This window comes from Croceibacterium aestuarii, assembly GCF_030657335.1.
GTDB classification, from domain to species: domain Bacteria; phylum Pseudomonadota; class Alphaproteobacteria; order Sphingomonadales; family Sphingomonadaceae; genus Croceibacterium_B; species Croceibacterium_B aestuarii.
In genome coordinates this window covers 1,590,911-1,615,115 of the sequence record NZ_CP131039.1, presented here as the reverse complement: position 1 = coordinate 1,615,115, position 24,205 = coordinate 1,590,911, and the positions used below count along the sequence as shown (strand labels likewise).

The 24,205-nt window shown below is 65.6% G+C and carries 34 protein-coding genes; 12 read left to right on the top strand and 22 right to left on the bottom strand.

The genetic code is table 11. The features are described 5' to 3' along the window. The first annotated feature begins 31 nt into the window (after positions 1–31). Complete coding sequence (locus Q7I88_RS07875) at positions 32–1,441, top strand: SLC13 family permease (protein ID WP_305098489.1); 1,410 nt, start codon at positions 32–34, stop codon at positions 1,439–1,441. Between the two features lie 196 nt (positions 1,442–1,637). Continuing rightward, on the top strand, positions 1,638–2,948 hold the full coding sequence (locus Q7I88_RS07870; RefSeq protein WP_305098488.1) for a cystathionine gamma-synthase family protein: 1,311 nt from the start codon (positions 1,638–1,640) through the stop codon (positions 2,946–2,948). Between the two features lie 163 nt (positions 2,949–3,111). On the opposite strand, the gene Q7I88_RS07865 is transcribed toward Q7I88_RS07870, so the two are convergent. From Q7I88_RS07865 to Q7I88_RS07850, 4 genes are all read right to left on the bottom strand, one after another. After that, a complete protein-coding gene (locus Q7I88_RS07865) occupies positions 3,112–3,435 on the bottom strand; it encodes a PilZ domain-containing protein (RefSeq protein WP_305098487.1) in 324 nt (107 codons plus the stop codon). 3 nt (positions 3,436–3,438) lie between these two features. Then, positions 3,439–3,813 (bottom strand): PilZ domain-containing protein, encoded by a 375-nt coding sequence (locus Q7I88_RS07860; protein ID WP_305098486.1) that lies wholly within the window; start codon positions 3,811–3,813, stop codon positions 3,439–3,441. Between the two features lie 16 nt (positions 3,814–3,829). Then, positions 3,830–4,171, bottom strand: a complete 342-nt coding sequence (locus Q7I88_RS07855; RefSeq protein ID WP_305098485.1) for a PilZ domain-containing protein — start codon at positions 4,169–4,171, stop codon at positions 3,830–3,832. A gap of 196 nt (positions 4,172–4,367) precedes the next feature. Beyond that, entirely contained in the window at positions 4,368–4,901 is a 534-nt protein-coding gene (locus tag Q7I88_RS07850; RefSeq protein WP_305098484.1) for a J domain-containing protein, read from the bottom strand. A gap of 143 nt (positions 4,902–5,044) precedes the next feature. Between Q7I88_RS07850 and Q7I88_RS07845 the strand changes: the two genes are divergently transcribed. After that, positions 5,045–5,200, top strand: a complete 156-nt coding sequence (locus Q7I88_RS07845; RefSeq protein ID WP_305098483.1) for a hypothetical protein — start codon at positions 5,045–5,047, stop codon at positions 5,198–5,200. Between the two features lie 25 nt (positions 5,201–5,225). Here the strand turns inward: Q7I88_RS07845 and pal are convergent, their stop codons facing one another. From pal to hisB, 14 genes are all read right to left on the bottom strand, one after another. Continuing rightward, entirely contained in the window at positions 5,226–5,738 is a 513-nt protein-coding gene (gene pal / locus Q7I88_RS07840; RefSeq protein ID WP_439648375.1) for a peptidoglycan-associated lipoprotein Pal, read from the bottom strand. Between the two features lie 77 nt (positions 5,739–5,815). Then, on the bottom strand, positions 5,816–7,207 hold the full coding sequence (gene tolB / locus Q7I88_RS07835; RefSeq protein WP_305098481.1) for a Tol-Pal system beta propeller repeat protein TolB: 1,392 nt from the start codon (positions 7,205–7,207) through the stop codon (positions 5,816–5,818). Continuing rightward, the gene (tolA, locus tag Q7I88_RS07830; protein ID WP_305098480.1) at positions 7,207–8,016 is read right to left on the bottom strand and encodes a cell envelope integrity protein TolA; all 810 of its coding nucleotides are present in this window, start codon (positions 8,014–8,016) and stop codon (positions 7,207–7,209) included. The genes tolB and tolA overlap by 1 nt, the downstream gene beginning before the upstream one ends. A 13-nt stretch (positions 8,017–8,029) precedes the next feature. Continuing rightward, the gene (locus Q7I88_RS07825) at positions 8,030–8,479 is read right to left on the bottom strand and encodes an ExbD/TolR family protein (RefSeq protein ID WP_305098479.1); all 450 of its coding nucleotides are present in this window, start codon (positions 8,477–8,479) and stop codon (positions 8,030–8,032) included. Between the two features lie 3 nt (positions 8,480–8,482). Further along, the gene (gene tolQ, locus Q7I88_RS07820; protein WP_305098478.1) at positions 8,483–9,193 is read right to left on the bottom strand and encodes a protein TolQ; all 711 of its coding nucleotides are present in this window, start codon (positions 9,191–9,193) and stop codon (positions 8,483–8,485) included. Next, complete coding sequence (locus Q7I88_RS07815; protein ID WP_305098477.1) at positions 9,190–9,648, bottom strand: YbgC/FadM family acyl-CoA thioesterase; 459 nt, start codon at positions 9,646–9,648, stop codon at positions 9,190–9,192. Before Q7I88_RS07815 ends, tolQ begins: the two co-directional genes overlap by 4 nt. A 70-nt stretch (positions 9,649–9,718) precedes the next feature. Beyond that, entirely contained in the window at positions 9,719–10,096 is a 378-nt protein-coding gene (locus tag Q7I88_RS07810; protein ID WP_305098476.1) for a histidine triad nucleotide-binding protein, read from the bottom strand. Continuing rightward, positions 10,096–10,410, bottom strand: coding sequence for a phosphoribosyl-ATP diphosphatase (locus Q7I88_RS07805; protein ID WP_305098475.1), 315 nt, complete (start codon positions 10,408–10,410; stop codon positions 10,096–10,098). The genes Q7I88_RS07810 and Q7I88_RS07805 overlap by 1 nt, the downstream gene beginning before the upstream one ends. A 33-nt stretch (positions 10,411–10,443) precedes the next feature. Continuing rightward, on the bottom strand, positions 10,444–10,614 hold the full coding sequence (locus Q7I88_RS07800; RefSeq protein WP_305098474.1) for a PEP-CTERM sorting domain-containing protein: 171 nt from the start codon (positions 10,612–10,614) through the stop codon (positions 10,444–10,446). A 79-nt stretch (positions 10,615–10,693) separates the two neighbouring features. Beyond that, a complete protein-coding gene (gene hisF / locus Q7I88_RS07795; protein ID WP_305098473.1) occupies positions 10,694–11,452 on the bottom strand; it encodes an imidazole glycerol phosphate synthase subunit HisF in 759 nt (252 codons plus the stop codon). After that, positions 11,449–12,177 (bottom strand): 1-(5-phosphoribosyl)-5-[(5-phosphoribosylamino)methylideneamino]imidazole-4-carboxamide isomerase, encoded by a 729-nt coding sequence (gene hisA, locus Q7I88_RS07790; RefSeq protein WP_305098472.1) that lies wholly within the window; start codon positions 12,175–12,177, stop codon positions 11,449–11,451. The genes hisF and hisA overlap by 4 nt, the downstream gene beginning before the upstream one ends. 106 nt (positions 12,178–12,283) lie before the next feature. Continuing rightward, complete coding sequence (hisH, locus tag Q7I88_RS07785) at positions 12,284–12,913, bottom strand: imidazole glycerol phosphate synthase subunit HisH (protein ID WP_305098471.1); 630 nt, start codon at positions 12,911–12,913, stop codon at positions 12,284–12,286. Next, a complete protein-coding gene (locus tag Q7I88_RS07780) occupies positions 12,914–13,201 on the bottom strand; it encodes a YciI family protein (RefSeq protein ID WP_305098470.1) in 288 nt (95 codons plus the stop codon). It lies immediately after the preceding gene. A 4-nt stretch (positions 13,202–13,205) separates the two neighbouring features. Then, positions 13,206–13,799: an imidazoleglycerol-phosphate dehydratase HisB gene (gene hisB / locus Q7I88_RS07775; protein ID WP_305098469.1), complete on the bottom strand. Its 594-nt coding sequence runs from the start codon at positions 13,797–13,799 to the stop codon at positions 13,206–13,208. 84 nt (positions 13,800–13,883) lie between these two features. On the opposite strand from hisB, the gene Q7I88_RS07770 reads away from it, so the two are divergent. The 3 genes from Q7I88_RS07770 to gmk are packed head-to-tail and all read left to right on the top strand — an operon-like array spanning position 13,884 to position 15,553. Further along, complete coding sequence (locus tag Q7I88_RS07770) at positions 13,884–14,396, top strand: SspB family protein (RefSeq protein WP_305098468.1); 513 nt, start codon at positions 13,884–13,886, stop codon at positions 14,394–14,396. A 57-nt stretch (positions 14,397–14,453) separates the two neighbouring features. Next, positions 14,454–14,867, top strand: coding sequence for a hypothetical protein (locus Q7I88_RS07765; RefSeq protein ID WP_305098467.1), 414 nt, complete (start codon positions 14,454–14,456; stop codon positions 14,865–14,867). A 50-nt stretch (positions 14,868–14,917) separates the two neighbouring features. Continuing rightward, a complete protein-coding gene (gene gmk, locus Q7I88_RS07760) occupies positions 14,918–15,553 on the top strand; it encodes a guanylate kinase (RefSeq protein ID WP_305098466.1) in 636 nt (211 codons plus the stop codon). Here the strand turns inward: gmk and Q7I88_RS07755 are convergent, their stop codons facing one another. Further along, the gene (locus tag Q7I88_RS07755; protein ID WP_305098465.1) at positions 15,554–17,761 is read right to left on the bottom strand and encodes a S8 family peptidase; all 2,208 of its coding nucleotides are present in this window, start codon (positions 17,759–17,761) and stop codon (positions 15,554–15,556) included. 402 nt (positions 17,762–18,163) lie between these two features. On the opposite strand from Q7I88_RS07755, the gene dapD reads away from it, so the two are divergent. The 3 genes from dapD to Q7I88_RS07740 all read left to right on the top strand — a co-directional run bounded on the left by dapD (position 18,164) and on the right by Q7I88_RS07740 (position 19,593). Continuing rightward, a complete protein-coding gene (dapD, locus tag Q7I88_RS07750) occupies positions 18,164–19,003 on the top strand; it encodes a 2,3,4,5-tetrahydropyridine-2,6-dicarboxylate N-succinyltransferase (RefSeq protein ID WP_305098464.1) in 840 nt (279 codons plus the stop codon). Positions 19,004–19,082: 79 nt separating this feature from the next. Next, complete coding sequence (locus Q7I88_RS07745) at positions 19,083–19,391, top strand: hypothetical protein (RefSeq protein WP_305098463.1); 309 nt, start codon at positions 19,083–19,085, stop codon at positions 19,389–19,391. A gap of 13 nt (positions 19,392–19,404) precedes the next feature. After that, the gene (locus Q7I88_RS07740) at positions 19,405–19,593 is read left to right on the top strand and encodes a DUF3008 family protein (protein WP_305098462.1); all 189 of its coding nucleotides are present in this window, start codon (positions 19,405–19,407) and stop codon (positions 19,591–19,593) included. 30 nt (positions 19,594–19,623) lie between these two features. On the opposite strand, the gene Q7I88_RS07735 is transcribed toward Q7I88_RS07740, so the two are convergent. Both Q7I88_RS07735 and Q7I88_RS07730 read right to left on the bottom strand, forming a co-directional pair. Beyond that, a complete protein-coding gene (locus Q7I88_RS07735; protein WP_439648374.1) occupies positions 19,624–20,883 on the bottom strand; it encodes a dipeptidase in 1,260 nt (419 codons plus the stop codon). After that, positions 20,880–21,677 carry a DUF72 domain-containing protein gene (locus tag Q7I88_RS07730; RefSeq protein WP_305098460.1) on the bottom strand — a complete coding sequence of 266 codons (798 nt, stop codon included), beginning with the start codon at positions 21,675–21,677 and terminating at the stop codon, positions 20,880–20,882. Before Q7I88_RS07730 ends, Q7I88_RS07735 begins: the two co-directional genes overlap by 4 nt. Positions 21,678–21,751: 74 nt before the next feature. Here Q7I88_RS07730 and Q7I88_RS07725 point away from each other — a divergent pair, with 74 nt between their 5' ends. Genes Q7I88_RS07725 through Q7I88_RS07715 form a run of 3 tightly spaced genes read left to right on the top strand, consistent with a single transcriptional unit; the run spans position 21,752 to position 22,910 of the window. Then, positions 21,752–22,042: a DUF427 domain-containing protein gene (locus Q7I88_RS07725; RefSeq protein WP_305098459.1), complete on the top strand. Its 291-nt coding sequence runs from the start codon at positions 21,752–21,754 to the stop codon at positions 22,040–22,042. After that, a complete protein-coding gene (locus tag Q7I88_RS07720; RefSeq protein WP_305098458.1) occupies positions 22,039–22,476 on the top strand; it encodes a cupin domain-containing protein in 438 nt (145 codons plus the stop codon). Before Q7I88_RS07725 ends, Q7I88_RS07720 begins: the two co-directional genes overlap by 4 nt. Continuing rightward, entirely contained in the window at positions 22,473–22,910 is a 438-nt protein-coding gene (locus tag Q7I88_RS07715) for a DoxX family protein (RefSeq protein WP_305098457.1), read from the top strand. Before Q7I88_RS07720 ends, Q7I88_RS07715 begins: the two co-directional genes overlap by 4 nt. Here Q7I88_RS07715 and Q7I88_RS07710 read toward each other — a convergent pair. Next, the gene (locus Q7I88_RS07710; RefSeq protein ID WP_305098456.1) at positions 22,907–24,166 is read right to left on the bottom strand and encodes a gallate dioxygenase; all 1,260 of its coding nucleotides are present in this window, start codon (positions 24,164–24,166) and stop codon (positions 22,907–22,909) included. The genes Q7I88_RS07715 and Q7I88_RS07710 overlap by 4 nt on opposite strands. Between the last annotated feature and the right edge of the window lie 39 nt (positions 24,167–24,205).

Below are 24,205 nucleotides of genomic sequence, written 5' to 3'. Positions count from 1 at the left end.
ATTGCGCGGGAGACGGGTAAAGGGGGATTGGGTGCTGGCAAAGCGGATCGGGTTCTGGGCCGGCCTGGCAGCGTTCGCTCTGACACTTGCGGTTCCCGCGCCGGGCTCGATGCCGCCACAGGCTTGGCTCGTTGCCGGGCTGGTGGTGTGGATGGCCTGTTGGTGGATGACCGAGGCGCTACCGCTGACCGCCACTGCGCTTCTGCCGTTCCTCGTCCTGCCCATGGCCGGGGTGATGGACGCGAAGGACACCGCCAGCACCTATTACTCGCCCACCCTCTTCCTGATTCTCGGTGGCGCCTTCCTCGCCCTGGCTATCGAACGCACGGGTCTGCATCGCCGTCTCGCGCTCGGCATCCTCAAGCGGTTGGGGGAAAACGGCGGGGCAATGCAGCTGTTGCTCGCCTTCATGCTCTCCTCGGCGATGCTGTCGATGGCGATCTCCAACACCTCGACCAGCCTCATCATGATGCCGATGGCGCTGGCCGTGCTGGTCGGCGGCGGCTTGAGCGGAGATTCGAAGGAGGGGTTGTCGGGCGCCCTGCCGATGGGAATTGCTTTCGCATCGTCGATCGGCGGCCTTGGCACTATCGTCGGCAGCCCCACCAATGCCATCGCCGTCGCGCTGCTCGACGAAACGGTCGGAATCCACATCAGCTTCGCCGAATGGACCATGTTCGGCCTGCCGATCGTATTCGTCGGCGTCCCGCTGGCGGCATGGATCGTCGGCAAGGTCCAACAGGTCGCCACGCACCCATTCGACGTGCGCGCCGCGCGCGAGGCGATCGACGATCACACGCCGTGGACGGAACCCGAAAAGCGCCTCGTGCCCCTCGTCGCGCTGGCCTTCGTGCTGTGGATGACCCAGCCGCTGTTGGGCCCGTTGCTGCCCGAAGGCGCATTGACCGACGGGACCATCGCCGTGTTGGTCGGCCTCTTGCTGTTCGTCGTCCCCGACGGCACCGGCCGCGCACTGCTCAACTGGGCCGAGGCCGACCGCGCGCCATGGGGCGTGATCATGATGTTCGGTGGCGGGCTGGCGCTGGCCGCGGGCATGGGCGCCTCGGGCTTGGCCGACTGGCTGGGGCAGAGCCTGCTGTTCCTGTCCACAGTGCCACTCCTGATCGTCGCGCTGGCAATCGTCGCGCTGGTCATTGTCGTCACGGAATTCGCCAGCAATGTCGCAACGGCCAGCGGAATCATCCCGGTGGTCGGGAGCCTGATCGTCGCGCTCGGAGTCGATCCTCTGCTGCTCGCGATGCCCGCGGCGCTGGCGGCGAGCTGGGGCTTCATGCTGCCTGCCGGAACCGGTCCCAACGCCATCGCCTGGGCGACCGGCCGTATCCATCTGCCGCGCATGGTCGGCGCCGGCATCCTCCTCGACATCGCCGGCGTGTTCCTGCTGGTATTCGGCTGCTGGGCCGTGGCCGCACTTATCTAGCTTCGACGCGCCGGAACCACGCATCAACCGGTTTCACCGGCAACCATCTTGTCTTTATCCGCGTGGCGCATTATCGGCACCCACGCCGACGTCCGGTGGAGATGCGGTCCTGCGGAGGTTAGGATCGCCAGCGCCCCGGAGCGATCGACCCGCTCCTGCCTTCCTGGGAGCACGAAGCAAGGAAGGAACGCCGATCATGGCCGATCCCGTCAAGCCGCTTACCCCGCGCCGCAAGCCCAAACCGGAAGTCGCCACGGTCGGCGGACACAAGCTCAAACCTTCGACCCTGATGATGGGTTATGGCTACGACCCGGTGCTGTCCGAAGGCTCACTGAAGCCGCCGATCTTCCTCACCAGCACCTTCGTGTTCGAAAGCGCCGAGGCCGGCAAGCGCCATTTCGAGGGCATTACCGGCAAACGCCCGGGCGGAACCGACGGCCTGGTCTATTCGCGCTTCAACGGTCCCAACCAGGAAATCCTCGAGGACCGCCTCTCGGTGTGGGACGGAGCGGAGGATGCGCTGGTCTTCTCCAGCGGCATGACCGCGATCTGCGTGCTGATGATGACCTATTGCGAGGCCGGCGACGTGATCGTCCACTCCGGCCCCCTCTACGCCGCCAGCGAGGGCTTCGTCGCCAAGTGGCTGAGCAAGTTCGGCGTCCCCCATGTCAACTTCCCGGCCGGCGCCACGCGCGAGGAACTCGATGCGATCCTGGCCGAGGCCAAGGCCATGGCCGCCGAGCAGGGCGGCAAGGTGGCGATGATCTTCCTCGAAAGCCCCGGCAACCCGACCAATGCGCTGGTCGATATCGAGGCGGTCCGGGCGGCGCGCGACGCCGCGCTCGACCCGGCCGAAACGCCGATCGCCATCGACAACACCTTCCTCGGCCCTCTGTGGCAGAGCCCGCTGGAGCACGGCGCCGACATCGTCGCCTACTCGCTGACCAAGTATGCGGGTGGCCATTCGGACCTGGTGGCGGGCGGCATATCGGGCGCCAAGGTGTGGATGGACCCGGTCCGATCCTTGCGCAACACCATGGGCGGCATCTGCGATCCCAACACCGCCTGGATGCTGCTGCGCAGCCTCGAGACGCTGGAAATCCGCATGCAGCGCGCCACCGAGAACGCCATCAGGGTCTGCGATTTTCTGAAGGACCACCCCAAGGTCGAGGGGGTCGGCTTCCTTGGCCTCTTGCCCGAGGGGCGGCAGAAGGACATCTACGACCGCCACTGCAGCGGCCCCGGCAGCACATTCAGCCTGTTCATAAAGGGCGGCGAAGCCGAGAGCTTCCGCTTCCTCGACGCGCTCAAGGTTGCCAAGCTGGCGGTCAGCCTCGGCGGCACCGAGACCCTCGCCAGCCACCCCGCGGCCATGACCCACCTCTCGGTCCCCGACGCGCGCAAGAAGGCCATGGGGATCACCGACAACCTGGTGCGCATCAGCATCGGCATCGAAGACGCCGACGACCTGATCGCTGACTTCGATCAGGCGCTGGCGGAAGTGTAAGACGCTGATACGCCGCACGAAAGACAAACCAGTCGTGAAGGGAGTTGGCGCGCCCCGTCCCCCCGGCGGGGCGCGCCGTGCGACAGGGTGTAACTGCCCTGTCGTCTTTAGGCAATCGATCGAATGACGGTGTCGGGTTGAACCCTTTGCCGGCTGGATCGGATCAGGCGACCTTGGCGATCCGGGTTTCGTCCGGAAGCGCGGCAACTGCGTCGACCAGGTCGGCGCTGAGCGCCGAATGGAAGCGCACGCCGGCATGTCCGGGGCGCGACCAGACGATCATTCCCGATACTTCGCGGCGCAGTGGCAGCGAGACGATTATGGTCGCTCCTACTTCGAGACTGCCCGGCGCCCGGATCAGGCAGCCGCTGACCGAAATGTCGAGTATCGTTGCCTCGCGCGGCGTCGCGGGAACGCGGCACAGAACAGGGAGTGCAAGGGCGGACCTCACATCCTTGCGGCGTTCGACCTTCTCGTCGTCAGCCATGCATCACCTCTCCCACTCGCGCATCCGCACCACGCGCAGGGCGGGAAGCGGACGGCCGAACTTGTCGCGAAAGATGTGGCGATCCCATTCCGTTCTGCTGGAGCGACAGTGGAAACCCCGCACCGCCTCCTCGGGCAAGGCACGGGCGAACGCAATGCCGCAGGCCGCGCCGTCGGCCCAGCGAATCTCTCCGAGAACCGCGGCCCCGTCCGGCAATTCTACGACAACCCTCGTACCGGGCCCCAGACCGTCCACCTGGCCCCGCGCCCCACAACCACTGACCGAGATGTCGCGCAAATCCAGTGGAGCGATGCGGGCCGGCAAAGCGACCGCAATCTCGCCAGATGCCTGAATCCGACCGAACTTCCTGCCGTCCATTGCCAGTTCCTTTCGCTCAGGCTGCGATCTGGTGGTCGGTCAGCTGTTCGAAATGGACACCGGCGCTACGTTCCAGCCAGAACAGAATGCCGTATTGCTTGAGGTCGAGGGGCTCGTCGAACTCGACCCCGACATCCGCCGCTTCCATCCAGACCACCTTGCCCGCGACCTCCGCCATACCGCCCAGGTCGATGCACATGGCTTTGCCCGGGGTACAAAGATGTCTGTGCCCGCCCTTGATCTCGAGCCGACATCCCTGGACGGAAATATCCCGTACTTCGCCCTGCAACACGGCCGAAGAACTGAGGCAACTTACCTCGACACAGGTCCCCAGTCGCAGCGTAACCCGTCGTTCCATGGGTGCCTCCCAAGCTGATCCCGTCGACTCAGTTACGGCCGATTGGTTAACATGTTGCTCAGGCCAAATACCTATTCTGCCGATCTCTGCAGAAATCGCGATTAGCCGGCGGGCGCCAGGGCCCGAAGTGGATGGCGGGAACTGGGCGGGGTGTTAGTTTTCCTCTCAGGGCGGCAAGCCGCGAGGCTCCGGGCTATTAGCCCTTCCAGGTGCGCCGCTCTTCAGCCTGGCGCAGCACCTCGTAGGCCAGCGAATAGGCCTGGAAGGCCTTCGCCGCTTCATCGTCCCCCGGCTTGACGTCGGGATGAACTTCCTTGGCCTTGGCCCGCCAGGCCTTCTTGATCGTCTCGAATTCGGCGTCCGCGTCGAGCCCCAGCAGGTCGAGCGCTCGCATCTCGTCGGCCGAGCGAGTCCCATCGCCGCTACCGCTCCAACCGTAGTGCGCCGCCTCCGCATAGCCGGCGTTTTCGCTCTGTTCGCTCTTGGCCCGCGCCGCAGCTTCTTCCTTGTCGAGACCTTCGAAATAGTCCCACTTCTGGTTATATTCGGCTGCGTGGCGCTGGCAGAAATACCAGCGCTCCGCGCTGTTGGGGGACTTCGGTGCCGGGCAATCGCCCGGTTCGTCGCAGCCGTGGCGATCGCACAGGCGCACCTTTGCCGTTTCGCGCGCACCGGCGTAGCCGCGCCAGCGCGGGAAACCCCAATCCATCGATCTGCGGCTGCCGCTCAAGACTGCATGTCCCGTCTCATGATATCCTATGTGGTCTTCCTGGGGACCCCTGCCAAGGGACAGGTTTGCTACACTTTAAGACAAATGCTGCATTGCACAACGCGCGCCAAATCCCATATACGGAGCACCAAGGAGATCCGTTCGTGAGCAAGCAGTTGTCCATTTCCGCGTCGATTTCCGTCCTGGCGACGGCGGCCTTCGTATTGTTGGCGACGCCGAACCTCGAACGTGCGGACAACAGGGGCGCGGCGAACGGTTTCGCCACGCCCGCTCTCCAGGTCTCGCTGCCGACGCACTAGGCGCCGACAGGAGCCCTTAGATCTTTTAGTTCAATACCACGGTTACCGCACGGCGGTTCTGTGCCCATGCGGCCTCGTTCGAGCCCAGCGCAACCGGGCGTTCCTTGCCGTAGCTGATCGTCGACAGCCGCGCCGCCGGGACGCCGAGGCTGACAAGATAGTTCTTGGCAGCGTTCGCTCGCCGCTCACCCAGCGCGAGATTGTAATCGCGCGTCCCGCGTTCGTCGGCATGACCTTCGACGGTGGCACGGATTTGCGGATACTGGAGCAGGTACTGCGCCTGACTGCGCAGCGCCGCGGCATCGTCGCTGTCGATATTGAACTTGTCGGTGTCGAAATAGATCACGTCCTGCCCCGACATGACCTGCTTGAAGTGCGCCTCCGATCCCGGAATCGGCCCGCTCGGCGGCGTGGGCGTCGGCGCAGGGGCGGATGTCGACTCAGGCGCCGGGGGAAGCTGGTCGGGCGCCTTCTTCGCGCATGCGGTGAGGGCCAAGGCGCTGGCAGTCACGAGGGAGATGGTCAGCTTGTTCATCAAACTCTCCTTGAACGTTGTAATGAAAATCCGCCCGGCGACGGCGCCCCCGGGTCGACCCGTACCTGCGAACAACGCATTCAAGGCAGAACCGGTCCCCACGCCGGATCCGAGGCGCCGACGGGCGTCTTGAGGCGCCGCTCGTTGCGGCCGGTCAGGTCCACCTGCCAGATCGAGCTGTCGCCCGAGGTTCCCTGCGCGGTGCGAAAGAACTGGACGATGCGGCCGTTCGGGCTCCAGGTCGGTGCCTCGTCCTGCCACGAATTCGTCAGGTGGCGCAGCCCTCCGCCCGAGGGCGTCATAACGGCGATGCGGAAGTTGCCGACGATGTGCGTGAAGGCGATGAGATCGCCGCGCGGGCTCCATTCCGGTGTTGCGCAGCGCCCGCCGAAGAAGCTGATCCGGCGCTGGTTGGCGCCATTGGCGTCCATAACATAGCACTGCTGGGTGCCCGAGCGGTCGCTCTCGAACACGATCCGGCTGCCGTCGGGCGAGTACGATCCGCCGACGTCGATTCCCGGGGCGTCGGTTAGCCGCCGCGGCGTTCCTCCGCCGACGGGGACGGAGTAGATGTCGGTGTTGCCGTTGACCGCCATCGAATAGAGGATTGTGCGCCCGTCAGGGCTCCAGCGCGGGGCGAAGGTCGGGTTGCCGCTTTCGGTGACCAGCCGCTGCTGCCCGCTGCCAATGTCGTAAACGTAAATCCGCATCCGATCGTTCAGGTAGCTGAGATAGACGATCTGCGAATAGTCCGGCGAATAGCGCGGGGTCAGCGCGGTAGACTGGCCGTTGGTGATGAAACGATGGTTGGCGCCGTCGGAATCCATGATCGCCAGGCGCTTGACGCGGTGATCCTTGGGACCGGTCTCGGCAATATAGGCGATCTTGGAATCGAAGAACGGGCTCTCGCCCGAAAGCCGCGAATAGACGAGATCGGAACACTTGTGCGCCGCACGCCGCCAGTCGGCAGGTTGCACAACCCAGCCTGCCCGCGTCAGCTCGTCGCCAAGTTGTACGTCGTAGAGATAGCAGCCGACGGTCAGCTTCCCATCTGCACCGGCGCGCACGAACCCCTGCACGAGCATTTCCGCCCCGCGCCCCCGCCAGGTGCCGAACTGCGGATTGGTGATGTCGCCATAGCTCGGCTTGGGCAGCGCATCGGGCCCGGTCGGCCTGAACAGGCCGTTGTTCTTGAGATCGTTGTAGACCACGCGTGAGAGCTCGAGCGCCAGAGCGCCGGTTCCGGCGCTGTTGGCAGGCGTCGGCTGTTCCCGGTCGGTCGCGAAGCTCGGGATGGCGAGCGCGAGGTCTTCCCACGCGTTCTCGTCGGTCACCGAACCGGTCAGGCCGCCGTCTTCGACTTGCCCCGCAGCGGATGACGGCAACGGAGTCGAATCCGCCGGCGCAACTTGTGCGACGCTTGGCACGGAGGCCGTGAGCAGGGTCAGAGCTATGATCGTCTTGAAGGTCATTACAGCTTCCTGTCGAAGCGCCAGGCACTCACGCGCTTCCATTTGTCGTATAACTCGTCGGGCAAATCGAAAGGCGCGGCCAGGCGAACGGCACGGATCGCCTGTTCTGCGTGACGCGCCGCCTGGTTTTCGTTCGTCGGGGTGATGCCTTCCTGTCGCACGACGCGCGGCGTACCGGCAAGGCTGCCGTCTCGATTGAGATCGAAGGCGAGTACCGTAACCAGCAGCTCGGCATCGGGGCCCTGCGGCGCCTGCCAATACTTCTTGAGCTGACGATTGATGGCCTGGGAAAGGCTGGCTTGTTCGGCCGGACCGAACGTTGCCGCCGGTGTCCCTGCGCCGCTGCGATCGCCGGCGCTGACGCCCTTGAGAAAATCGTCGCCTAGGCGAGCGCCGCCAGCCGGCTTGCTGCTCGGTTTGGGCTCGGGCTTGCTCCTCGTCGCGGGGCTCGGCTTGGCCTGCGGCTTGGGGGTGGCGGGAGTCTTGGGCGTGGCCGGCTTGGGCGTGGGCCGCTCGATCGCGCGCGGCTGGGGTGCGGGGATCGGCACGCTCGTCGGAGCCGGAATCGGCCGCGGCTCGGGAGCGAGTTCGGGTGCTACCGCTGCTTGCGCGGCGGCGGAAGGGTCGGGCGCTGTGGATTCGAGACTTACCTCGCTGGCCAGGCTCACGGTCATACGCTCGGGGGGCGGGATGATCGGCGCGGCGCGGTTGGCATGCCACAGGAGCAGCGCAAGCAGGGCGACATGGGCGACAACGGCCACGCCGAGCCCGAGCTTTTCCTCCCGCTGAAGATGCGCGATCGATGCCATCCTTCGTTCCGGGCTATGGCGCTTCGGCTGAACCGTTGGTGACCAGCGAAATGCTCCGGCACCCGGCACGGTTGAGTTCGCCCATCACCGCCATCACTCGCCCGTAGTCGATCGCACGGTCGGCGCGTACCGTAATCAGCGGCGCGCTTGCGGTCTCGCAACCGAAACGGCCGACCACGGCAGGCAGCTGACCCGCAGCAACCCGCGAATCGTCGACGAAAACGAAGCCGTTGCGATCAATCGACAGGGTCACCTGGTCGGGCTTCTGGTCGAGCGGATTGGCGCGGCTGTCAGGCAGGTCGATCGGCACGCCGCTGGTCAGCAGCGGCGCGGTGACCATGAAGATGATCAGCAGCACCAGCATCACGTCGACCAGCGGGGTGACGTTGATCTCGGCCATCGCTGCCCGGCGGCGGGAACGGCCGCGGCGGCGCGGAGACGCGGAAGCAAGTCCCATCGCCATCGGTCAGTGCTCCTCCAGCTCCCGCCCGACCTGAGCGTGGACGCGGTCGGCAAAGCGCTGAAGGCGCGCTTCGAACGTGTTCACCCGCTGGCTGAAGCGGTTGTAGGCAATGACTGCCGGGATCGCCGCGAACAGTCCGATAGCGGTGGCAAACAGTGCCTCGGAAATACCGGGGGCGACGACTGCGAGCGAGGAATTCTGCTGCTGGCCGATCTGGAAGAAGCTGTTCATGATCCCCCAGACGGTGCCGAACAGCCCGACGAAGGGAGCAACCGCACCCGTCGTGGCGAGAAAGTTGAGGCGCTCGGCGAGACGGTCAGCCTCGGCGGCGACCTGGCCTTCCATCGCCAATGCCACGCGCCCGGCGGTGCCGGCTCGATCGGCGACGCGTCCACTGCTGCCGGTCGAGCGAGCCAGTTCATCGAGGCCCGCCTTGGCCACGCGCACCGAGGGGTTGGACCGGCGGTCTCCATCCAGAAGACGCTCCGGCTCGCGTGCGCTGAGGAACTGCCGTTCGAATTCGCGCGATCGCCGGCCCACGCTGCCCATCTTCAGCTGGAAGCTGACGATGATGGCCCAGACCCAGATGCTGGCCAGCACGAGGCCCAGTATCACCGCCTGCACGACAATGTCCGCATCGAGGAACAGCTGCAGCGGGTTAAGTCGCGTCGGCGCGGAGATTGCGCCCGAAGCGAGAATTTGCGTGAGGTTCATGTGGTCCCTTGCTCGTCCATCAACTGTGCGAATGCCTCGCGCCACTGGGGCGGCTGGCGGCGCGGTTTTCCGTCCGGTCCAACGAAGCCGACGCGCAATTGTGCCTCGGCCAGCACGCTATCCCCGCGCAGCGCGCGCTGGGCAAGACGGCACGAGGCGGCGCGCAGCTCCACTGCCCGGCTCTCGATCAGGATCTCGTCGTCGAGCCGCGCCGGGCTGAGGTAGCGGATCGACAACTCCGCCACGGCATAGGCCCCTTCCCCACCTTCGTGCGTGCCGCGCTGTTCGATTCCGAGCAGTCGCAGCAACTCGGTTCGCGCGCGCTCGAACCACCTGAGGTAATTGGCGTGATAAACCACACCGGTAAGGTCGGTGTCCTCGAAATAGACTCGCAGAGGATAGCGGTGGGTCGTGCCGTCGAGCATGCCCGAGGGCGGAAGAAGGCACCTTGTCATGGCTCGCGCCTTAGCCGCCCGGCGACTCGGCTGGCAACTGGACAAGAGGTGGAAGGTGCCGGGCTGCCGCTCAGCCGGCGATCATTCGCCCGAGCGGCTTGCCGCCGAAGACGTGGAAATGCAGGTGCGGAATCTCCTGTCCGCCCTCGGTGCCCGTGTTGACCAGCAGTCGGTAGCCCGGCTCGACCAGTCCGGCCTCGCGTGCGACGTGGCCGACGGCGCGGGTCAGGCCGGCGATTTCTTCGGCGGAGGCGCGTGCGGAAAAATCGTCCCAGCTGACATAGGCGCCCTTGGGAATGACCAGGATATGCACCGGCGCCTGCGGGGCGATGTCGTGAAAGGCCAGCGACCATTCGTCCTCGTAGACTTTCTTGCACGGCAATTCGCCGCGCAGGATCTTCGCGAAGACGTTCTGGTCGTCGTAGGGTTGGGTGGCGTCGATGGGCATCAGCTTCTCCGCGCGGCCTTCTCGTCCAGGCCGGATGTGCCCTCGCGCCGGTCGAGTTCGGCGAGTACATCGGCGAGCGCGATGTTCTTCTCGGCGAGCAGCACGAGCAGGTGGAAGAGGACATCGGCGGCTTCGGCGGTCAGCTCGTCGTTGCTTCCCGCCAGCGCGGCGATCACCGTCTCGACGGCTTCCTCGCCGAGCTTGCGGGCGATGACCGGCAAACCGCGGGCGTGGAGCTGTGCGACGTAGCTCGATTCCGGCGAAGCAGAGAGACGCTGCCGGATCGTGGCCTCGAGACGGTCAAGAGTGTCCATGCGGCGCACGCATGGGCACACGGCGCGCGCGCGTCAATCCTCTCCCGGCCCGCGCATCGAAAGCCGGCGGCCAATCAGGACGCCGGCGAGACCGAGGGCGAAGAGGGTGAATTGCGAACCCTCGGGCACTTGCGCGCCGCCGCCGGCGAAGGCCGCGTCGGAGGCGCACAGGAGGCAGGTGCAGAGAAGCCAGCGAAGACCCATGTCAGCGGCATTGCAGGGGTAGCGGACATTTCAAGCGCGGCGAACGGGCTGTCCCGTGCCGGGACCGTAACGAGTGCGCTCAGACGCGCGCCGGCAGCCCCGCCGCGCGTAGCGCATCGTGCGCTTCGGCGATGGTGTGCGTGCCGAAGTGGAAGATCGAGGCCGCCAGAACGGCACTGGCATGACCCTCGGTCACGCCTTCGACGAGGTGGTCGAGCGTCCCCACTCCGCCGCTGGCGATGACCGGTACCGAGACCGCATCGGCAATCGCTCTGGTTAATTTGAGGTCGTACCCGCGCTGCGTACCGTCGCCGTCCATCGAGGTGACGAGCAGCTCGCCCGCGCCGAGTTCGGCAAGTTTTACAGCGTGTTCGACCGCGTTGATGCCAGTCTCTCTTCGCCCGCCGTGGGTGAAGATTTCCCAGTGATCGTGGACCCAGCGCGCATCGACCGAGGCGACCACGCACTGGCTGCCCATCCTGTGCGCGATATCGGCCACCACTTCGGGCCGCGAGACGGCAGCGGAATTGACCGCCACCTTGTCGGCACCGGCGAGCAGCAGCGCGCGGGCATCATCGACCGTGCGCACCCCGCCGCCGACGGTCAGCGGCATGAAACAGACTTCTGCCGTCCGCCGGACGATGTCGAGCAGCGTACCGCGCCCTTCGTGGCTGGCGGAGATGTCGAGAAAGCACAGTTCGTCGGCCCCTGCCGCGTCATAGGCGCGCGCCTGTTCGACCGGATCGCCGGCGTCCTTGAGATCGACGAAGTTGACGCCCTTGACCACGCGGCCATCGGCCACGTCCAGACAGGGGATGACGCGGATGCGGACGGTCATGCCCGCCCCGCCATCGCAATCGCCGCCGCAAGGTCGAGCCGCCCCTCGTAGAGCGCCCGACCGGTAATCACTCCCTCGATCCCCTCGTTGGCATGCAGCGCAAGGATGTGGATGTCGTCGAGGCCCTTGACTCCTCCGCTGGCAATGACCGGGATTTCGACCCGTCGCGCGAGGTCGACCGTCGCTTCGATGTTCACGCCCTTGAGCAGTCCGTCACGACCGATGTCGGTGAACAGCAGGCTGGCGACGCCGGCATCCTCGAACCGACGGGCGAGGTCGACCACGGGCACGTCGGACACGTCGGCCCAGCCCTCGGTCGCGACCATGCCGCCCTTCGCGTCTACGGCGACGACGATGCCGCCTTCGAACTCGCGCGCCATGTCCTTGACGAATTCGGGATCCTTGAGCGCGGCGGAGCCCATGACCACCCGCGCGACGCCAAGGTCGAACCAGCCCTCGACCGCCTCGCGGTTGCGGATGCCCCCGCCCAGTTGGACGTAACCGGGGAAAGCCTCGACTATCGCCTCGACTGCCTCGCGGTTCTCCACCTTGCCGGCGAACGAGCCGTCGAGATCGACCACGTGCAGGTGCTCAGCCCCGGCCTCGGCAAAGATCATCGCCTGCGCCGCCGGGTCGTCGCCGTAAATCGTCGCGCGATCCATGTCGCCTTCGGCCAGCCGCACGACCTGGCCGCCCTTGAGGTCGATGGCGGGGAAGACGATCACTCGCCGCCCCCTTCTCTCGCCATCCACGCGAAGGCGGGGATCGATGGCGATCTCGCGCCTCCCTCACTGGATTCCCGCCCTCGCGGGAATGACGAAAAGCCAGCGGTCACGGCCGCCACTCCAGGAAGCGTTCGAGCAGCGACAATCCGTAGGCCTGGCTCTTTTCCGGGTGGAACTGCACGCCGAGCATGTTGTCGCGCGCCACCGCCGCTACGAGGCCACCGCCGTGGTCGGTCATCGCCGCGATATCGCGGCCGTTCTCGACCGCGAAGTGATACGAATGGAGGAAATAGGCCTCGCCTTCCTCGATCAGCCCCGCCCCGCCATGATGCGGCATCGGCACGACGTCGTTCCAGCCCATGTGCGGCACCTTGATTGCCGGGTCCGTCCGCTCGATCGGTTCGACCTGACCTGAAATCCAGCCGAGACCCAGCGTAGTGCCGTGCTCAAGCCCGCGATCCGCTATGAGTTGCATGCCCACGCAGATGCCGAGGAACGGCACGCCGTCCTGCAGCACGCGCTCTTCCATCGCCTCGACCAGACCGGGAATGGACTTCAGACCCTTGGCGCAGGCCTTGAAGCTGCCAACCCCGGGCAAGACGATGCGCTGCGCGCCGCGCACGAGATCGGGGTCGGCGGTGAGGGCGACGTGCTCCGCCCCGGCAGCCTTCAGCGCGTTGTGGACCGAGTGGAGATTGCCCGCGCCGTAGTCGATCAAGGCGATTGCCTCGGCCATTCAGCCCTTCAGCGCTTCCAGCCCCGGCGCGACGAAGGCGGGATCGAACTCGATGACCTCGGTCTGCGCGACTCCACCGGTGACGAAGGGATCGCTGGCGGCGAGCGCTTCGGCTTCGGCGCGATCGGCGGCGAGCGCGAAGATCACTCCGCCTTCGCGCGGGACCTTGCGCCCCCAGGCGAGAAACTTGCCGGCCCCATGCTGCGCCTGGAGCCAGGCCCGATGCTCGGCAAGGAGCGCATCGACCTTCGCCAGCGGCGCGGTGTACGTGAGCGAGAAGAGGAACACGCCGTCAGCCTCCGAGCTGGCCCTTGGTCGAAGGAACCGCACCGCCCTTCCTCGGGTCGAGTTCGACCGCCTGCCGCATGGCGCGGGCGAATCCCTTGTAGATGCTCTCGCACACGTGGTGGTTGTTGGTGCCGTAGAGCAGCTGGACATGCAGCGTGATACCCGCCGCCTGCGCCACCGAGTGGAACCAGTGCTCGATGAGCTCGGTGTCCCATTCGCCAAGCTTTTCCTGAGTGAAATGGGCCTTCCACACCAGGTACGGGCGACCCGAGATGTCGAGCGCGACACGGGCCAGCGTTTCGTCCATCGGCGAATAGGCGCTGCCGTAACGGCCGATGCCGCCCTTGTCGCCCAGCGCCTCCGAAAGGGCCTGGCCGAGCGCGATCGCGCTGTCCTCAGTGGTGTGATGCTGGTCGACATGAAGGTCGCCTTCGACCTTCATCGTCACGTCGATCAGCGAGTGGCGCGAAAATTGCTCGACCATGTGGTCGAGGAAGCCGATTCCGGTCGAAACCCGGTAGGAACCGGTCCCGTCGAGATTGACCTCGACTAGGATCCGCGTCTCCGTGGTATCCCTGCTGATCCGACCGGTGCGCATGTGCCGCGCTATAGGCAGAATCGGCGTTCAGGCAAGCATTCGACGCTTGACCGCAAGCCCCGCGCTCGCCACCTAGCCGGTGCTATGGCCAACGAAACGCCCGACAGCCTAATACCTTACGACGAGATCGTGCAGGAAGCGCTGCGCGCCGTGGTCGGCCGGGTGCTCGGCGAAGTCCAGGCGTCGGGCAGCGAGTTGCCCGGCAACCACCACTTTTACATCACGTTCAAAACCGGGGCGCCAGGCGTTTCGATCCCGCCGAGCCTGAAGGAACGGTTTCCGGACGAGATGACCATCGTCCTGCAGAACAAGTTCTGGGACCTCAACGTCGACGATCACGGCTTTACCGTCGGCCTGTCGTTCAACCAGGTCCCGGCAAAGCTCGACATCCCGTTTTCCGCGATCACCGCCTTTGTCGATCCGGCGGTCGATTTCGGGCTGCAGTTTCAGGCGGTCTCTGCCGATGTCGCTCCGCCTGCACACGAAGAAGCCGAGAATGACGCGCCGGGCGGCGCGGAACGGGGCGAGCCGCGCGACGTTACTACTTCGGACGACGGTTCGAACGTCGTCACGGTCGATTTCGGCCGCAAGAAATAACCCGGCGGGTGGTGCCCGTGCGGAAGGGGCATAATGGCAGGGAAACTTCGCAATCGCTTGACTGACAGAGGCGGCCGCCGCGTGCGGCGGGCGATCAGGTCCGCGCGCAACGGGGTGAAAAGCGTTCCCGGCCCCAGCACCAACCCCGCGACCAACCTGATGATTGCCGACGTCACGGTTCGCGGCCTCTCGTTCCTCTTCCGCCGCTCGCTCGAGAAGGGCTTGCTGCGCGCTCGCTTCGGCCCCGAGAAGGCCAAGCAAATCGTCGAGGGCAAGACGATGGGACACACCCTCGCCGGCTTCGCCGTTTCGCGGCTGGCGACCCGCTCGGTTCCCGGTTTCCTACTCGTCAGCGGCGGTTTGCTGGGCAAAGCCGTGCTGGACCGGAGCCTGAGCCGCCGCGAATCCACTCGCCGCGGTGACGAAACGCTCGAGAAGATTGCCGAGAACGCCGACGACAAAGAGGCATAAGCTCTGGCTCGCCTCTTGATTTAGGTCCCGCCCCTGCGGCAACAGCGCGCATGGCCGGTACCCCTTTGCTCAAACGCCGCGGACTGATGTTCGTGCTCTCCTCCCCCTCCGGGGCGGGCAAAACGACGATCTCGCACATGCTACTGGCGTCCGATCCCGATATAAGACTGTCGGTTTCGGCCACCACCCGGCCCATGCGCCCGGGGGAAACCGACGGGGTCGACTATCACTTCCTCTCCGATGCCGAATTCGACCAGGCGATCGAGGACGACGGGTTCTACGAATGGGCTCACGTCTTCGGCCACCGCTACGGGACCCCCAAGGGACACATCCGCAGCGCGCTGAAGGATGGGCAGGACTTCCTCTTCGACATCGACTGGCAAGGCACCCAGCAGCTCTACCAGAAGGACAAGCAGGACGTGGTGAGCGTCTTCATCCTTCCGCCCAGCCTCGACGAGTTGCAGCGCCGCCTCTCCGGCCGCGGAACCGACAGCGCCGAAGTGATCGAGAGCCGCATGGCCCGGGCGCGCGACGAAATCAGCCATTGGGCAGAGTACGAATACGTCGTCATCAACGACGATCGCGACACCTGCTTCACCAAGGTGCGCGAGATCCTGAACGCCGAGCGCATGGAGCGCACCCGTCAGACCGGGCTGATCGACTTCGTTCGCGACCTGACGCGCTGATCAGAAATCGGTCGACCAGCTCAGCGCAACCCCTTTGTCGTCGGGCAGGCTGACGTAGTGACCCGGCTGCCGGCGATAGAACAAGCTCGCCGAGCCGTGCCCGCGCAGGAACGGACCCGACCAGGCCAGTTCGCCCGTCAGTTCGCGCCCTTGCGGACTGAGCGAGAGCGAGCGGATGCCATAAGTCGGGCTCAGGGTCGCGTAGCTGTAGTCGACCGGCAGAGTGAGATTGAGTCCGCCGCTCTCGACACGCATGGGCTGCGAAAAGCGTAAGCCGAGCCTGTCACGGGAGGCGAACACGCCGGCCCGGGTCAAGTCGAGCGACCAGGCGCGGCTGACCAGCTTGGAACCGCCGGCTATCGCGCCCGAGACGCGCGCGCGCGTCCAGCCTTGGCGCAGCGCCCCGCCGAGACGCCAGTTCTCGCCGAAGGACCATCCGGCGGCGGCATCGAAGAACAGCGTTTCGGCCCCGCTCAGCCCGAAGGCGTCGTGGAACTTCGCCCCGAGCAGGGTTTCGTCCTCGCGCATCCATGTCAGCCCGAACGCCGTGTCCAGAGCCCCGAAACGGCGGTCGAGCGAAACGCCGAAATCGTGCACCTTGCCGCGGTAACGCTGGCCGCGTTGTTCGGAGGCAAGACGGACATAGCTGGCCGACAACGCATCGCCGCGGTCGGCGCTGACGGTCAGGCCCCACCTGCCGATCTGTTGGCGCAGCGCCAGTGCGGTGTCGACCGATTGGTAGAGCCCCGAATCGCCCGCAGCATCGCCGGCGATGAGGAATGCGGGCCGCTCCTGGCCCTGCAGGTGGGCGACGAGCCCGTCACGCCCCTGAGAGAAGGCGAAACCGACCTGGGTCTTCGGCGAAATCTTGAGCGCCACGCGGCCGGCGAGGACGCGGGCCGTATCGGCATCGTCGCTGACGAGGCGCAGCTGGCGGATGCGCGGCGCTTCGCCGACCTCGCCCCGGGCGTCGATGCTGAAGGCGACGCTCATTTGCTCGTTGCCGCCCGAAACGCTGTGCCGCTGCACGCCAACCGCACCGTAGAGCGGTTCGCGCGGACGCGCCGCGGACAGCGTTCCGGCGAGGTCGACCCCGAAGGCGCGGCGGTATTCGTCAAGTACGACCGACTGCAACGAGGCCGCCGCAGCTGCGTCGCCCATGGCCGGCGAAGTGGCGCCGGTGGTGTCGCCCAGCGCGATCGGCGTGGTTCCGCCGGCAAGGCTGGTGGTGCCGATCGGCTGGAATGCGCGGGCAATGTCGAGAATGCCGCGGCCGTAGATGTCGTCGGTACCAGTCACGCCGGCATCGAAGGCCGAGCGCAGAAGAATATCGACGATCTCCTTGCCCGTCAGCGAGGGGAAGGCCTGGGCGAGCAAGGCCACGGCACCGGAGATCTGCGGAGCGGAAAAGCTGGTGCCGGAGAACAGGTAGATGTACCCGTCGGGATCGACGTAGAGCGTTCCGTCCCGGTAGGTACAGCAAATGGTTTCGCCGCGTGCGGCGAGGTAATGGGTAGGCTGCGAACCGGCGCGGTCGCTGAAGTCCGAAATCACTCCGTTTTCGTCGACCGAACCGGCAACGATCACTCCACCGTTGCCCGCCAGGTCGAGCCCCGCTGCGAATGGATCGAGCTGGGTCGAGCCGTCGTTGCCGGCGGCGACCACGATAACGACCCCGGCGGCGACGGCCCGCGAAATTGCGTCCTTGAGGGAACTGTTCGGCGCACCGCCGCCAAGCGAAAGGTTTATCACCCTTGCGCCATTGTCGGTCGCGTAGTCCACGGAGTCGGCGATCGCTATATCGTCGAAGCCACAGTCGTCCGCGCTGTCGGGATTGTCGGATTTGCAGGTTCCCACGCTGTCGGCGCGGATAGCCAGGATCCCGGCATCCCAGGCCATGCCCAGAACACCGGTGTTGTCGCGCGCGGCTGCGGCGACCATGGCAACGTTGGTGCCGTGGTCGTCGCTCGCGTTCAAGCCGCGGCCGCTATTGCCATCGAAGATATCGCGCGACTTGCTGGAGATGCGTCCGGCGAACTCCGGACTGTCGACGTCGATTCCGGTGTCGACAATGGCGATAGTGACGCCCTGCCCGTTCCAACCGAGGTTCCATGCATAAGCAGCGTTGTGCTGCAGCGGTCCGTCCGATCGGCGGAATTCCACGGTGTTGTACTGCGGCGCGACTGGCAGTGGCGTGGGACTGGGCACCGGTGTTGCGGTCGGCGCCGGCGAAGGAGCCGGCGTGGGGGTGGGAGTGGGCGTCGGAGCCGGAGTAGGCGCAGGCGCTGGGGCAGGCATCGGCAGCGGTGCGGGGGTGCTGTTGGCACCCCCGCCCCCGCACGCTGCGAGCAAAGCGATGGCACTCAGAGCGCTGCCACGGTGCACGGCACGGCGAAAGCTGATGGAACCAAACATCTGCGACTCTCTCCATGCGCGTCGGAAACCGAATCTGTGCGTTTGTCTTTGAACCCCGATGGGAATTCTTGGGCCCGTCCGTCTTGCTCCAATCCGGCGGCAAGGTTACCGTAAATCGCTCAGATTGCTTGAATGGACGGTTAATTCGTTACGAATGAAAGCTGTCGCAACGAGCACGATAACGAGGAACTGTTAATGTCCGAAGCGCTTGAGGCCGTGATCGAAGCAGCTTGGGAGGCCCGCGCCTCGGTTACGCCGGGCAGCGACGACGTTCGCGAGGCCGTCGAGACGGCGCTCGAATTGCTCGACAGCGGCCAGGCTCGCGTCGCCGAGCCCGACGGCGATGGCGGCTGGCACGTCAACCAGTGGCTCAAGAAGGCGGTGCTTTTATCGTTCCGCCTCAACGACAACGCCACGATGGAGAACGCCGCCGCGGGTGCTCCGGCATTCGACAAGGTGCCCAACAAGTTCACCGGCTGGGGCGAAAATCGCTTCCGCGATGCGGGCTTTCGCGTCGTGCCGGGCGCAGTCGCCCGGCGCGGCAGCTTCATCGGCAAGGGCGTCGTGCTGATGCCGAGCTTCGTCAATATCGGCGCATATGTCGATGAAGGCACCATGGTCGACACCTGGGCGACGGTCGGTTCGTGCGCCCAGATCGGGAAGAACGTGCACATCTCCGGCGGCGCCGGCATCGGCGGCGTTCTCGAACCGGTGCAAGCCGGGCCGGTGGTGATCGAGGACGGCGCCTTCATCGGTGCGCGCTCGGAAGTGGCCGAGGGCGTTCGCGTCGGCCAGGGTGCGGTGCTGTCGATGGGCGTCTACCTCGGCGCTTCGACCAAGATCGTCGACCGCGCGACCGGCGAAGTCCATCGCGGCGTCGTCCCGCCTTATGCCGTCGTCGTGCCCGGTGCATTACCCGGCAAGCCGCTTCCCGACGGCAGCCCCGGCCCCTCGCTGTACTGTGCGGTGATCGTCAAGACGGTCGACGCCCAGACGCGCGCCAAGACGGGCATCAACGAACTGCTGCGCGATTAGCGAGAAACGGAACCCTTCGGCCCGGCAACCGTAGAATTTGGCGAACCCACCGGGTTGCCAAGTCTAGCGGGAGCCGCCCATGCGTACCGAAGGAAGCGAAGTCCACGAAACGACCGATGCAGCGCGTGCCGGCTCCACGCCGAACATCGTGCGCTGGGTGCTGGCGATCAGCCTCTTGGCGGCCATCGTCCTCCTGTCCGCAATCTGGATATTCGGGGCCTGGAGCACCGATGGCACGGGAGGCGAAGGCCAGGTCACAACGCAAAGCCGGAGCGAGGGCAGCGATACCGACAGCATCGTCAGCGATAGACCCGGCATGGTGGCCGGCGAGCAGGCCGATACCGTGGCCGTCCCGGTGGGTATCGACGAGGAGAACGAAGCAAACTGAAGGAGATCAGAGCATGCCAGCCAAGTCCAAAGCACAGCAGCAGGCCGCCGGGGCCGCCCTGTCGGCCAAGCGTGGCGATACCAAAGTCAGCGATCTTCAAGGCGCATCGAAGAGCATGTACGATTCGATGTCGGAAGAAGAACTCGAGGAGTTCGCCGAGACGGACCGCGAAGGATTGCCCGAGCACGCAGACGACGACTGATCGCGGCCCGGCGACAGCGCCGCATGCGTCTCAGCGGACCGGGCGCTCGATCGGCGGATCGGCGCTATGCGCCTGCGCATAGCGCTCTGCCGCTTTCATGACCCGCATCATGTTGCCGCTTGAAATCTTTTCGAGATCCGCCTTCGAGTACCCCCGCCGAGCCAGTTCGGTGAACAGCTGGGGATAGCCGCTGACGTCCTCCATGCCGACCGGGAAAGCGTACCACCCATCGTAATCGCCGCCGACCCCGATGTGGTCGATCCCGGCAACCTCGCGGATGTGGTCGACGTGGTCGGCCAGCTCGGCAACCGTGACCGAGACCGCGGGATGCTCTTGCTGCCAGGCCTCCAGCTCCGCGGCGACCTTGTCGGGCTGTTCCTGCCACAGCCATTCGAGACGCGCCTTCTCCGCTGCTTGGTCGGCGAGCCACGCGCGCCGACCCTCGCTCACGAAATCGGCCACGCCCGTGACCATGACGATACCGCCGTTGTCCTTGAGCATCGCGAGCACATCGTCCGGGACATTGCGCGAATCGTTGGTGAGGGCGGCGGAATTGGAATGACTAAAGATAACCGGCGCTCGGGCCACCGCCAGGGCATCGCGCATCGTTTCGGCGCTGACGTGCGACAGATCCACCACCATGCCGAGCCGGTTCATCTCGCGCACCACGTCGCGGCCGAAGTCGGTCAATCCGTGGTGCAGGGGTGCATCGTCGGCGCTGTCGGCCCAGGGCGTGTTGCGGTAATGCGTCAACGTCATATAGCGCGCGCCGAGCGCGTACATCTGCCGCAGGACGCCAAGGCTCGAACCGATCGAGTGCCCGCCTTCGATGCCCATCAGCGAAGCGACCTTGCCCCGCCCGAAGGCCGCCGCGACATCGGCAGAGGAGGTGGCAAGCATCATGCGATCCGGATATTTCGCCACCAGGCGCTTGAGGACGTCGATCTGTTCTAACGTTTCGAGCACCGCCTGGGGCTCGGGCAGCGTAGCCGGGACGTAAATCGACCAGAACTGCGCGCCCAGATGACCCTGGGCCATGCGTGCGAGGTCGGTGTTCATCGCGCTGGTGCCGCCGGTGCGAGCATCGGGCTCATGCGTCGTGTCGGTAAAGTCGAATCCGGCCAGAACATTGCCCCGCCGGTTGCGCAGCCCTTCCGGCACGTCGTTGTGCCCGTCCCACACCGGCGCCTCGCGCAGAGCCGCTTGCGCCGTCTGTTCGGGCGTTTCGGCGGCAAGTGGAGAGGCGAGAAGCAGTGCTGTCGCACATGGAATCAAGCGCTTCATCGTCATTCTCTCAGCAGGTCGGCGAGCGCCATTGCCGCGGCCGGCGCGCGTTCCTTGGCCCCGTTGATCATGAAAACGAACACGTCGCCAGGGCGATCACGGCTCTCTTCGCGATTGCCGCGGTAGGGTAGGCCGTCGGGGGCGTGGCCATTTGCCCAGCTCTGGCAGATCCGGCGCCATCGGTCGAGTTCGTCCTGATCGTAGCCGGTCGGACACTTGGCGCGCATTCCCTGTAGCCGCATATAGGCAAAGTCGGCCGTTCGGTCGGCGATGGGCGTTCGTTCGGGATGGTCGGACCAGACGATCGCCACTCGGGCCTCGCGCGCCAGATCGACGAATTCGGAACAGGCGAAGCTCTCGTGCCCAACCTCGATGGCGTGGCGGATGGCAATCCCCTCCCACTCGCGCGGCAGCAGCGCCAGGAACGCCGCGATGTCGTCTGGCGCGAAGCGCTTGGTGGTGGCCAGTTGCCAGCAGATCGGACCGAGGCGATCGCCGAGTTCGGTCAGCCCCTGGTTCATGAAGCTCTCGATAGCCTCACCCGCGCTTGCCAGCTCCTTGCGATTGGTGACGAAGCGCGAACCCTTGAGTGCGAAGACGAATCCCTCAGACGTCTCGTCACGCCACTTGCGGTAGGACTCAGGCTTCTGCAGGCGATAGAACGTGCCGTTGATTTCAATCGCTCCGACCGCGCGGGACGCGAATTGGAGTTCGCGCTTCTGCACCAGGCCGGCGGGAAAGAACGTCCCGTCGCGCCATTGCGCGTAGGTCCACCCGCCGATGCCGGTCCGGATCGTCATGGCCTCCATCCTAACCGGAACCGAAGCGGGTCCTGCAAGGTTTTTCGCCCGAGAATCGGAATAGGAGAGTTCGCATGGCGATCGAAGCTATCTGGAACGATCAGGTCATTGCGCACAGCGACGATACCGTTGTGGTCGAAGGCAACCACTATTTTCCGAAGGGCGACGTCGACACCTCGCTGCTCGACAAGAGTCCCACCACAACCGTCTGTCCGTGGAAGGGCACTGCGCACTATTACACGATCGATCTCGACGGCGCGCGAAACGAGGATGCCGCGTGGTACTATCCCGAGCCCAAGCCGGAAGCGGAAAAGGTGCGTGACCGCATTGCATTCTGGCGCGGGGTCGAGATTGTGGAGGAATGACGAACGCCAAGGCGCTGATCGAAAAGTTGGCACTGGCGCCGCACCCGGAGGGCGGCTGGTTTCGCGAGACCTGGCGCGCCGCGGCGGCCGAAGGTGAGCGACCGGCGGCAACCGCGATCTATTTTCTGCTCGAAAGCCACCAGCGCAGCCACTGGCACAGGGTCGACGCGACCGAGACCTGGCTGTGGCACGCCGGCGACCCGTTGCTGCTCTCTATGTCCGCTACCGACGCGGGGCCGGTTGCGGAGGTACATCTCGGCCCCGAGGTCCTCGGCGGCGACGCCCCGCAACACGTCATCCCGCCGCACCAATGGCAGGCGGCGGCACCGCTGCCGGGAGAGCACGGCTACACGCTGGTCTCGTGCGTGGTGTCGCCGGCGTTCGAGTTCGATGGGTTCACGTTGGCACCGCCTGGCTGGCATCCCGGCGCATGACCCGCGTCGCCCTGCGCGGGTTGCTTGCTGGGTTCTACGCCGCCGCCGGATATTTCCACCTAACCGTGCCAGGCCCGTTTCTGCGCATCGTGCCTGGCTGGGTGCCGATGCCGCAAACCGTGGTCGCGCTGACCGGCCTTGCCGAATTCGCTGGGGCTGCGGCGCTGTTCCAACCGTGGTCGCGCCGCCTGCGGAAGATCGGCGGCATTGGTCTTGCGCTCTACGCGCTGTGCGTCTGGCCGGCCAACGTCAACCACATGCTGATGGACCTCGCCCGCCCCGACCACGGCTGGGGCCTCGCCTATCACGTGCCGCGGATGCTGGCACAGCCGCTGCTTATCTGGCTGGCGCTGTGGACCGGAGAGGCAACCGAATGGCCGGCGCGACCCGGCCGCGCAAATCGCGCGCGTAGCGACCGAAAAGGCGACGCCTAGTCGTCCTTTCCGGCCACCCCGTAGTTGATCTGCGCGTTGCGGGTCTTCTGGAATTCGGGGACGGTCATGCCCTTCATCGCTGCATAGATGTCGATGTTGCCGACGCCGGTGACCGCGCCGAGCTTTTCGAGCATGAAGAAGATGACCCCGTAATGGATCATGCCGATCCAGTCGCGGGTCCGGACCAGCTTGCGCTCCTCGTCCGTGAGTCCGGCAGCGACCATCGTCGCTTCCTCGTCGGCCTTGAAGCGCTTGCGCACTGCGGGATCGGTCAGCGAGTGCAGGAAGTGATTGAGGCGGAAGCCCTTCACGCTGCGCTCGATGGTGAAGGGATAGGTTCCCTCCATCTTCTCCGCGCCCTCATAGTCCCACGTCGCGCGCTCCCGCGTCTTGGCTGGATCCTCGACCGGGGCGTCGTGGCTCTTCTCCTCGAAAATCATCGTCGCAATCGGGGTCATCGACGGCAGGAAGTAGGTCTTGTGGGTCACTTCGACCTCTTCCGACAGCGCGCCGCGCATCATCATCCACATGACGACTTCGGCGCCTTCCCAGCCGCCGCGGCGGGCCAGTTCGGCGATGGGCAGGTCGAGCAGGCTTTCGGGATCCTTTTCGAGCCTTTCCATGAATTCGTGATCCCAGTCGGGATTGTTGAACCCGCAGCCTTCGCCATGGACCTGGTGGCTGAGCCCGCCGGTCCCCGCAATCGCCACCTTGATGTCCTTCGGATAGCTCAGGATCGCCTGGCGCAGGCTCTTGCCGAATTTCCAGAAGCGGCGGGCGCTGGGCAGCGGTACGGTAAGCACGCCGCAGACGATCGGCAGCAGCTTGCAGGCCCAGCCGTCCTGGTCATAATCGACCATGACCGAAAGCGGCGAGAAGGCGCCGTGGTCGAGCTTCTTGCCCTGGAAGTACGAGAGGTCGAATTCGTTGGCGACCATTACTCGGGCGACGTGTGCAGCGAAGTCCGGATCGCCCTTGATCGCCGGGATGTCGCGCGGACCGCCGCCTTCGTCGGCCGGACCGAATTCCTCGCCCACACCCAGCGCGAAGTGGCTGTAGTGATCGAAGAAGGCCGTCATGTGGTCGTTGTAGATATAGACCAGGACGTCGGGCTTCTTCTCGTGAAACCACGCCTGGACCGGCTCGTAACCTTCGAAGATCGGCTTCCACACGGGGTCGTCGAATTTCTTCGCATCCTTGGCGAAAGCGATGGTCGGAGTGTGCGACGTGGCGACGCCGCCGACGATGGTTGCCATGACAGAGACCTCTCGATGCACCGACACTGCCCGTTCGGC

Bases quoted from the DNA above. Each gene is read 5' to 3' on its own strand.
- Q7I88_RS07870 (WP_305098488.1), top strand. From the start codon at position 1,638: ATGGCCGATCCCGTCAAGCCGCTTACCCCGCGCCGCAAGCCCAAACCG.
- Q7I88_RS07865 (WP_305098487.1), bottom strand. From the start codon at position 3,435: ATGGCTGACGACGAGAAGGTCGAACGCCGCAAGGATGTGAGGTCCGCC.
- Q7I88_RS07860 (WP_305098486.1), bottom strand. From the start codon at position 3,813: ATGGACGGCAGGAAGTTCGGTCGGATTCAGGCATCTGGCGAGATTGCG.
- Q7I88_RS07855 (WP_305098485.1), bottom strand. From the start codon at position 4,171: ATGGAACGACGGGTTACGCTGCGACTGGGGACCTGTGTCGAGGTAAGT.
- tolB (WP_305098481.1), bottom strand. From the start codon at position 7,207: ATGACCTTCAAGACGATCATAGCTCTGACCCTGCTCACGGCCTCCGTG.
- tolA (WP_305098480.1), bottom strand. From the start codon at position 8,016: ATGGCATCGATCGCGCATCTTCAGCGGGAGGAAAAGCTCGGGCTCGGC.
- Q7I88_RS07825 (WP_305098479.1), bottom strand. From the start codon at position 8,479: ATGGCGATGGGACTTGCTTCCGCGTCTCCGCGCCGCCGCGGCCGTTCC.
- tolQ (WP_305098478.1), bottom strand. From the start codon at position 9,193: ATGAACCTCACGCAAATTCTCGCTTCGGGCGCAATCTCCGCGCCGACG.
- Q7I88_RS07815 (WP_305098477.1), bottom strand. From the start codon at position 9,648: ATGACAAGGTGCCTTCTTCCGCCCTCGGGCATGCTCGACGGCACGACC.
- Q7I88_RS07810 (WP_305098476.1), bottom strand. From the start codon at position 10,096: ATGCCCATCGACGCCACCCAACCCTACGACGACCAGAACGTCTTCGCG.
- Q7I88_RS07805 (WP_305098475.1), bottom strand. From the start codon at position 10,410: ATGGACACTCTTGACCGTCTCGAGGCCACGATCCGGCAGCGTCTCTCT.
- Q7I88_RS07800 (WP_305098474.1), bottom strand. From the start codon at position 10,614: ATGGGTCTTCGCTGGCTTCTCTGCACCTGCCTCCTGTGCGCCTCCGAC.
- hisF (WP_305098473.1), bottom strand. From the start codon at position 11,452: ATGACCGTCCGCATCCGCGTCATCCCCTGTCTGGACGTGGCCGATGGC.
- hisH (WP_305098471.1), bottom strand. From the start codon at position 12,913: ATGGCCGAGGCAATCGCCTTGATCGACTACGGCGCGGGCAATCTCCAC.
- hisB (WP_305098469.1), bottom strand. From the start codon at position 13,799: ATGCGCACCGGTCGGATCAGCAGGGATACCACGGAGACGCGGATCCTA.
- Q7I88_RS07770 (WP_305098468.1), top strand. From the start codon at position 13,884: ATGGCCAACGAAACGCCCGACAGCCTAATACCTTACGACGAGATCGTG.
- gmk (WP_305098466.1), top strand. From the start codon at position 14,918: ATGGCCGGTACCCCTTTGCTCAAACGCCGCGGACTGATGTTCGTGCTC.
- dapD (WP_305098464.1), top strand. From the start codon at position 18,164: ATGTCCGAAGCGCTTGAGGCCGTGATCGAAGCAGCTTGGGAGGCCCGC.
- Q7I88_RS07745 (WP_305098463.1), top strand. From the start codon at position 19,083: ATGCGTACCGAAGGAAGCGAAGTCCACGAAACGACCGATGCAGCGCGT.
- Q7I88_RS07740 (WP_305098462.1), top strand. From the start codon at position 19,405: ATGCCAGCCAAGTCCAAAGCACAGCAGCAGGCCGCCGGGGCCGCCCTG.
- Q7I88_RS07735 (WP_439648374.1), bottom strand. From the start codon at position 20,883: ATGACGATGAAGCGCTTGATTCCATGTGCGACAGCACTGCTTCTCGCC.
- Q7I88_RS07730 (WP_305098460.1), bottom strand. From the start codon at position 21,677: ATGACGATCCGGACCGGCATCGGCGGGTGGACCTACGCGCAATGGCGC.
- Q7I88_RS07725 (WP_305098459.1), top strand. From the start codon at position 21,752: ATGGCGATCGAAGCTATCTGGAACGATCAGGTCATTGCGCACAGCGAC.
- Q7I88_RS07720 (WP_305098458.1), top strand. From the start codon at position 22,039: ATGACGAACGCCAAGGCGCTGATCGAAAAGTTGGCACTGGCGCCGCAC.
- Q7I88_RS07715 (WP_305098457.1), top strand. From the start codon at position 22,473: ATGACCCGCGTCGCCCTGCGCGGGTTGCTTGCTGGGTTCTACGCCGCC.
- Q7I88_RS07710 (WP_305098456.1), bottom strand. From the start codon at position 24,166: ATGGCAACCATCGTCGGCGGCGTCGCCACGTCGCACACTCCGACCATC.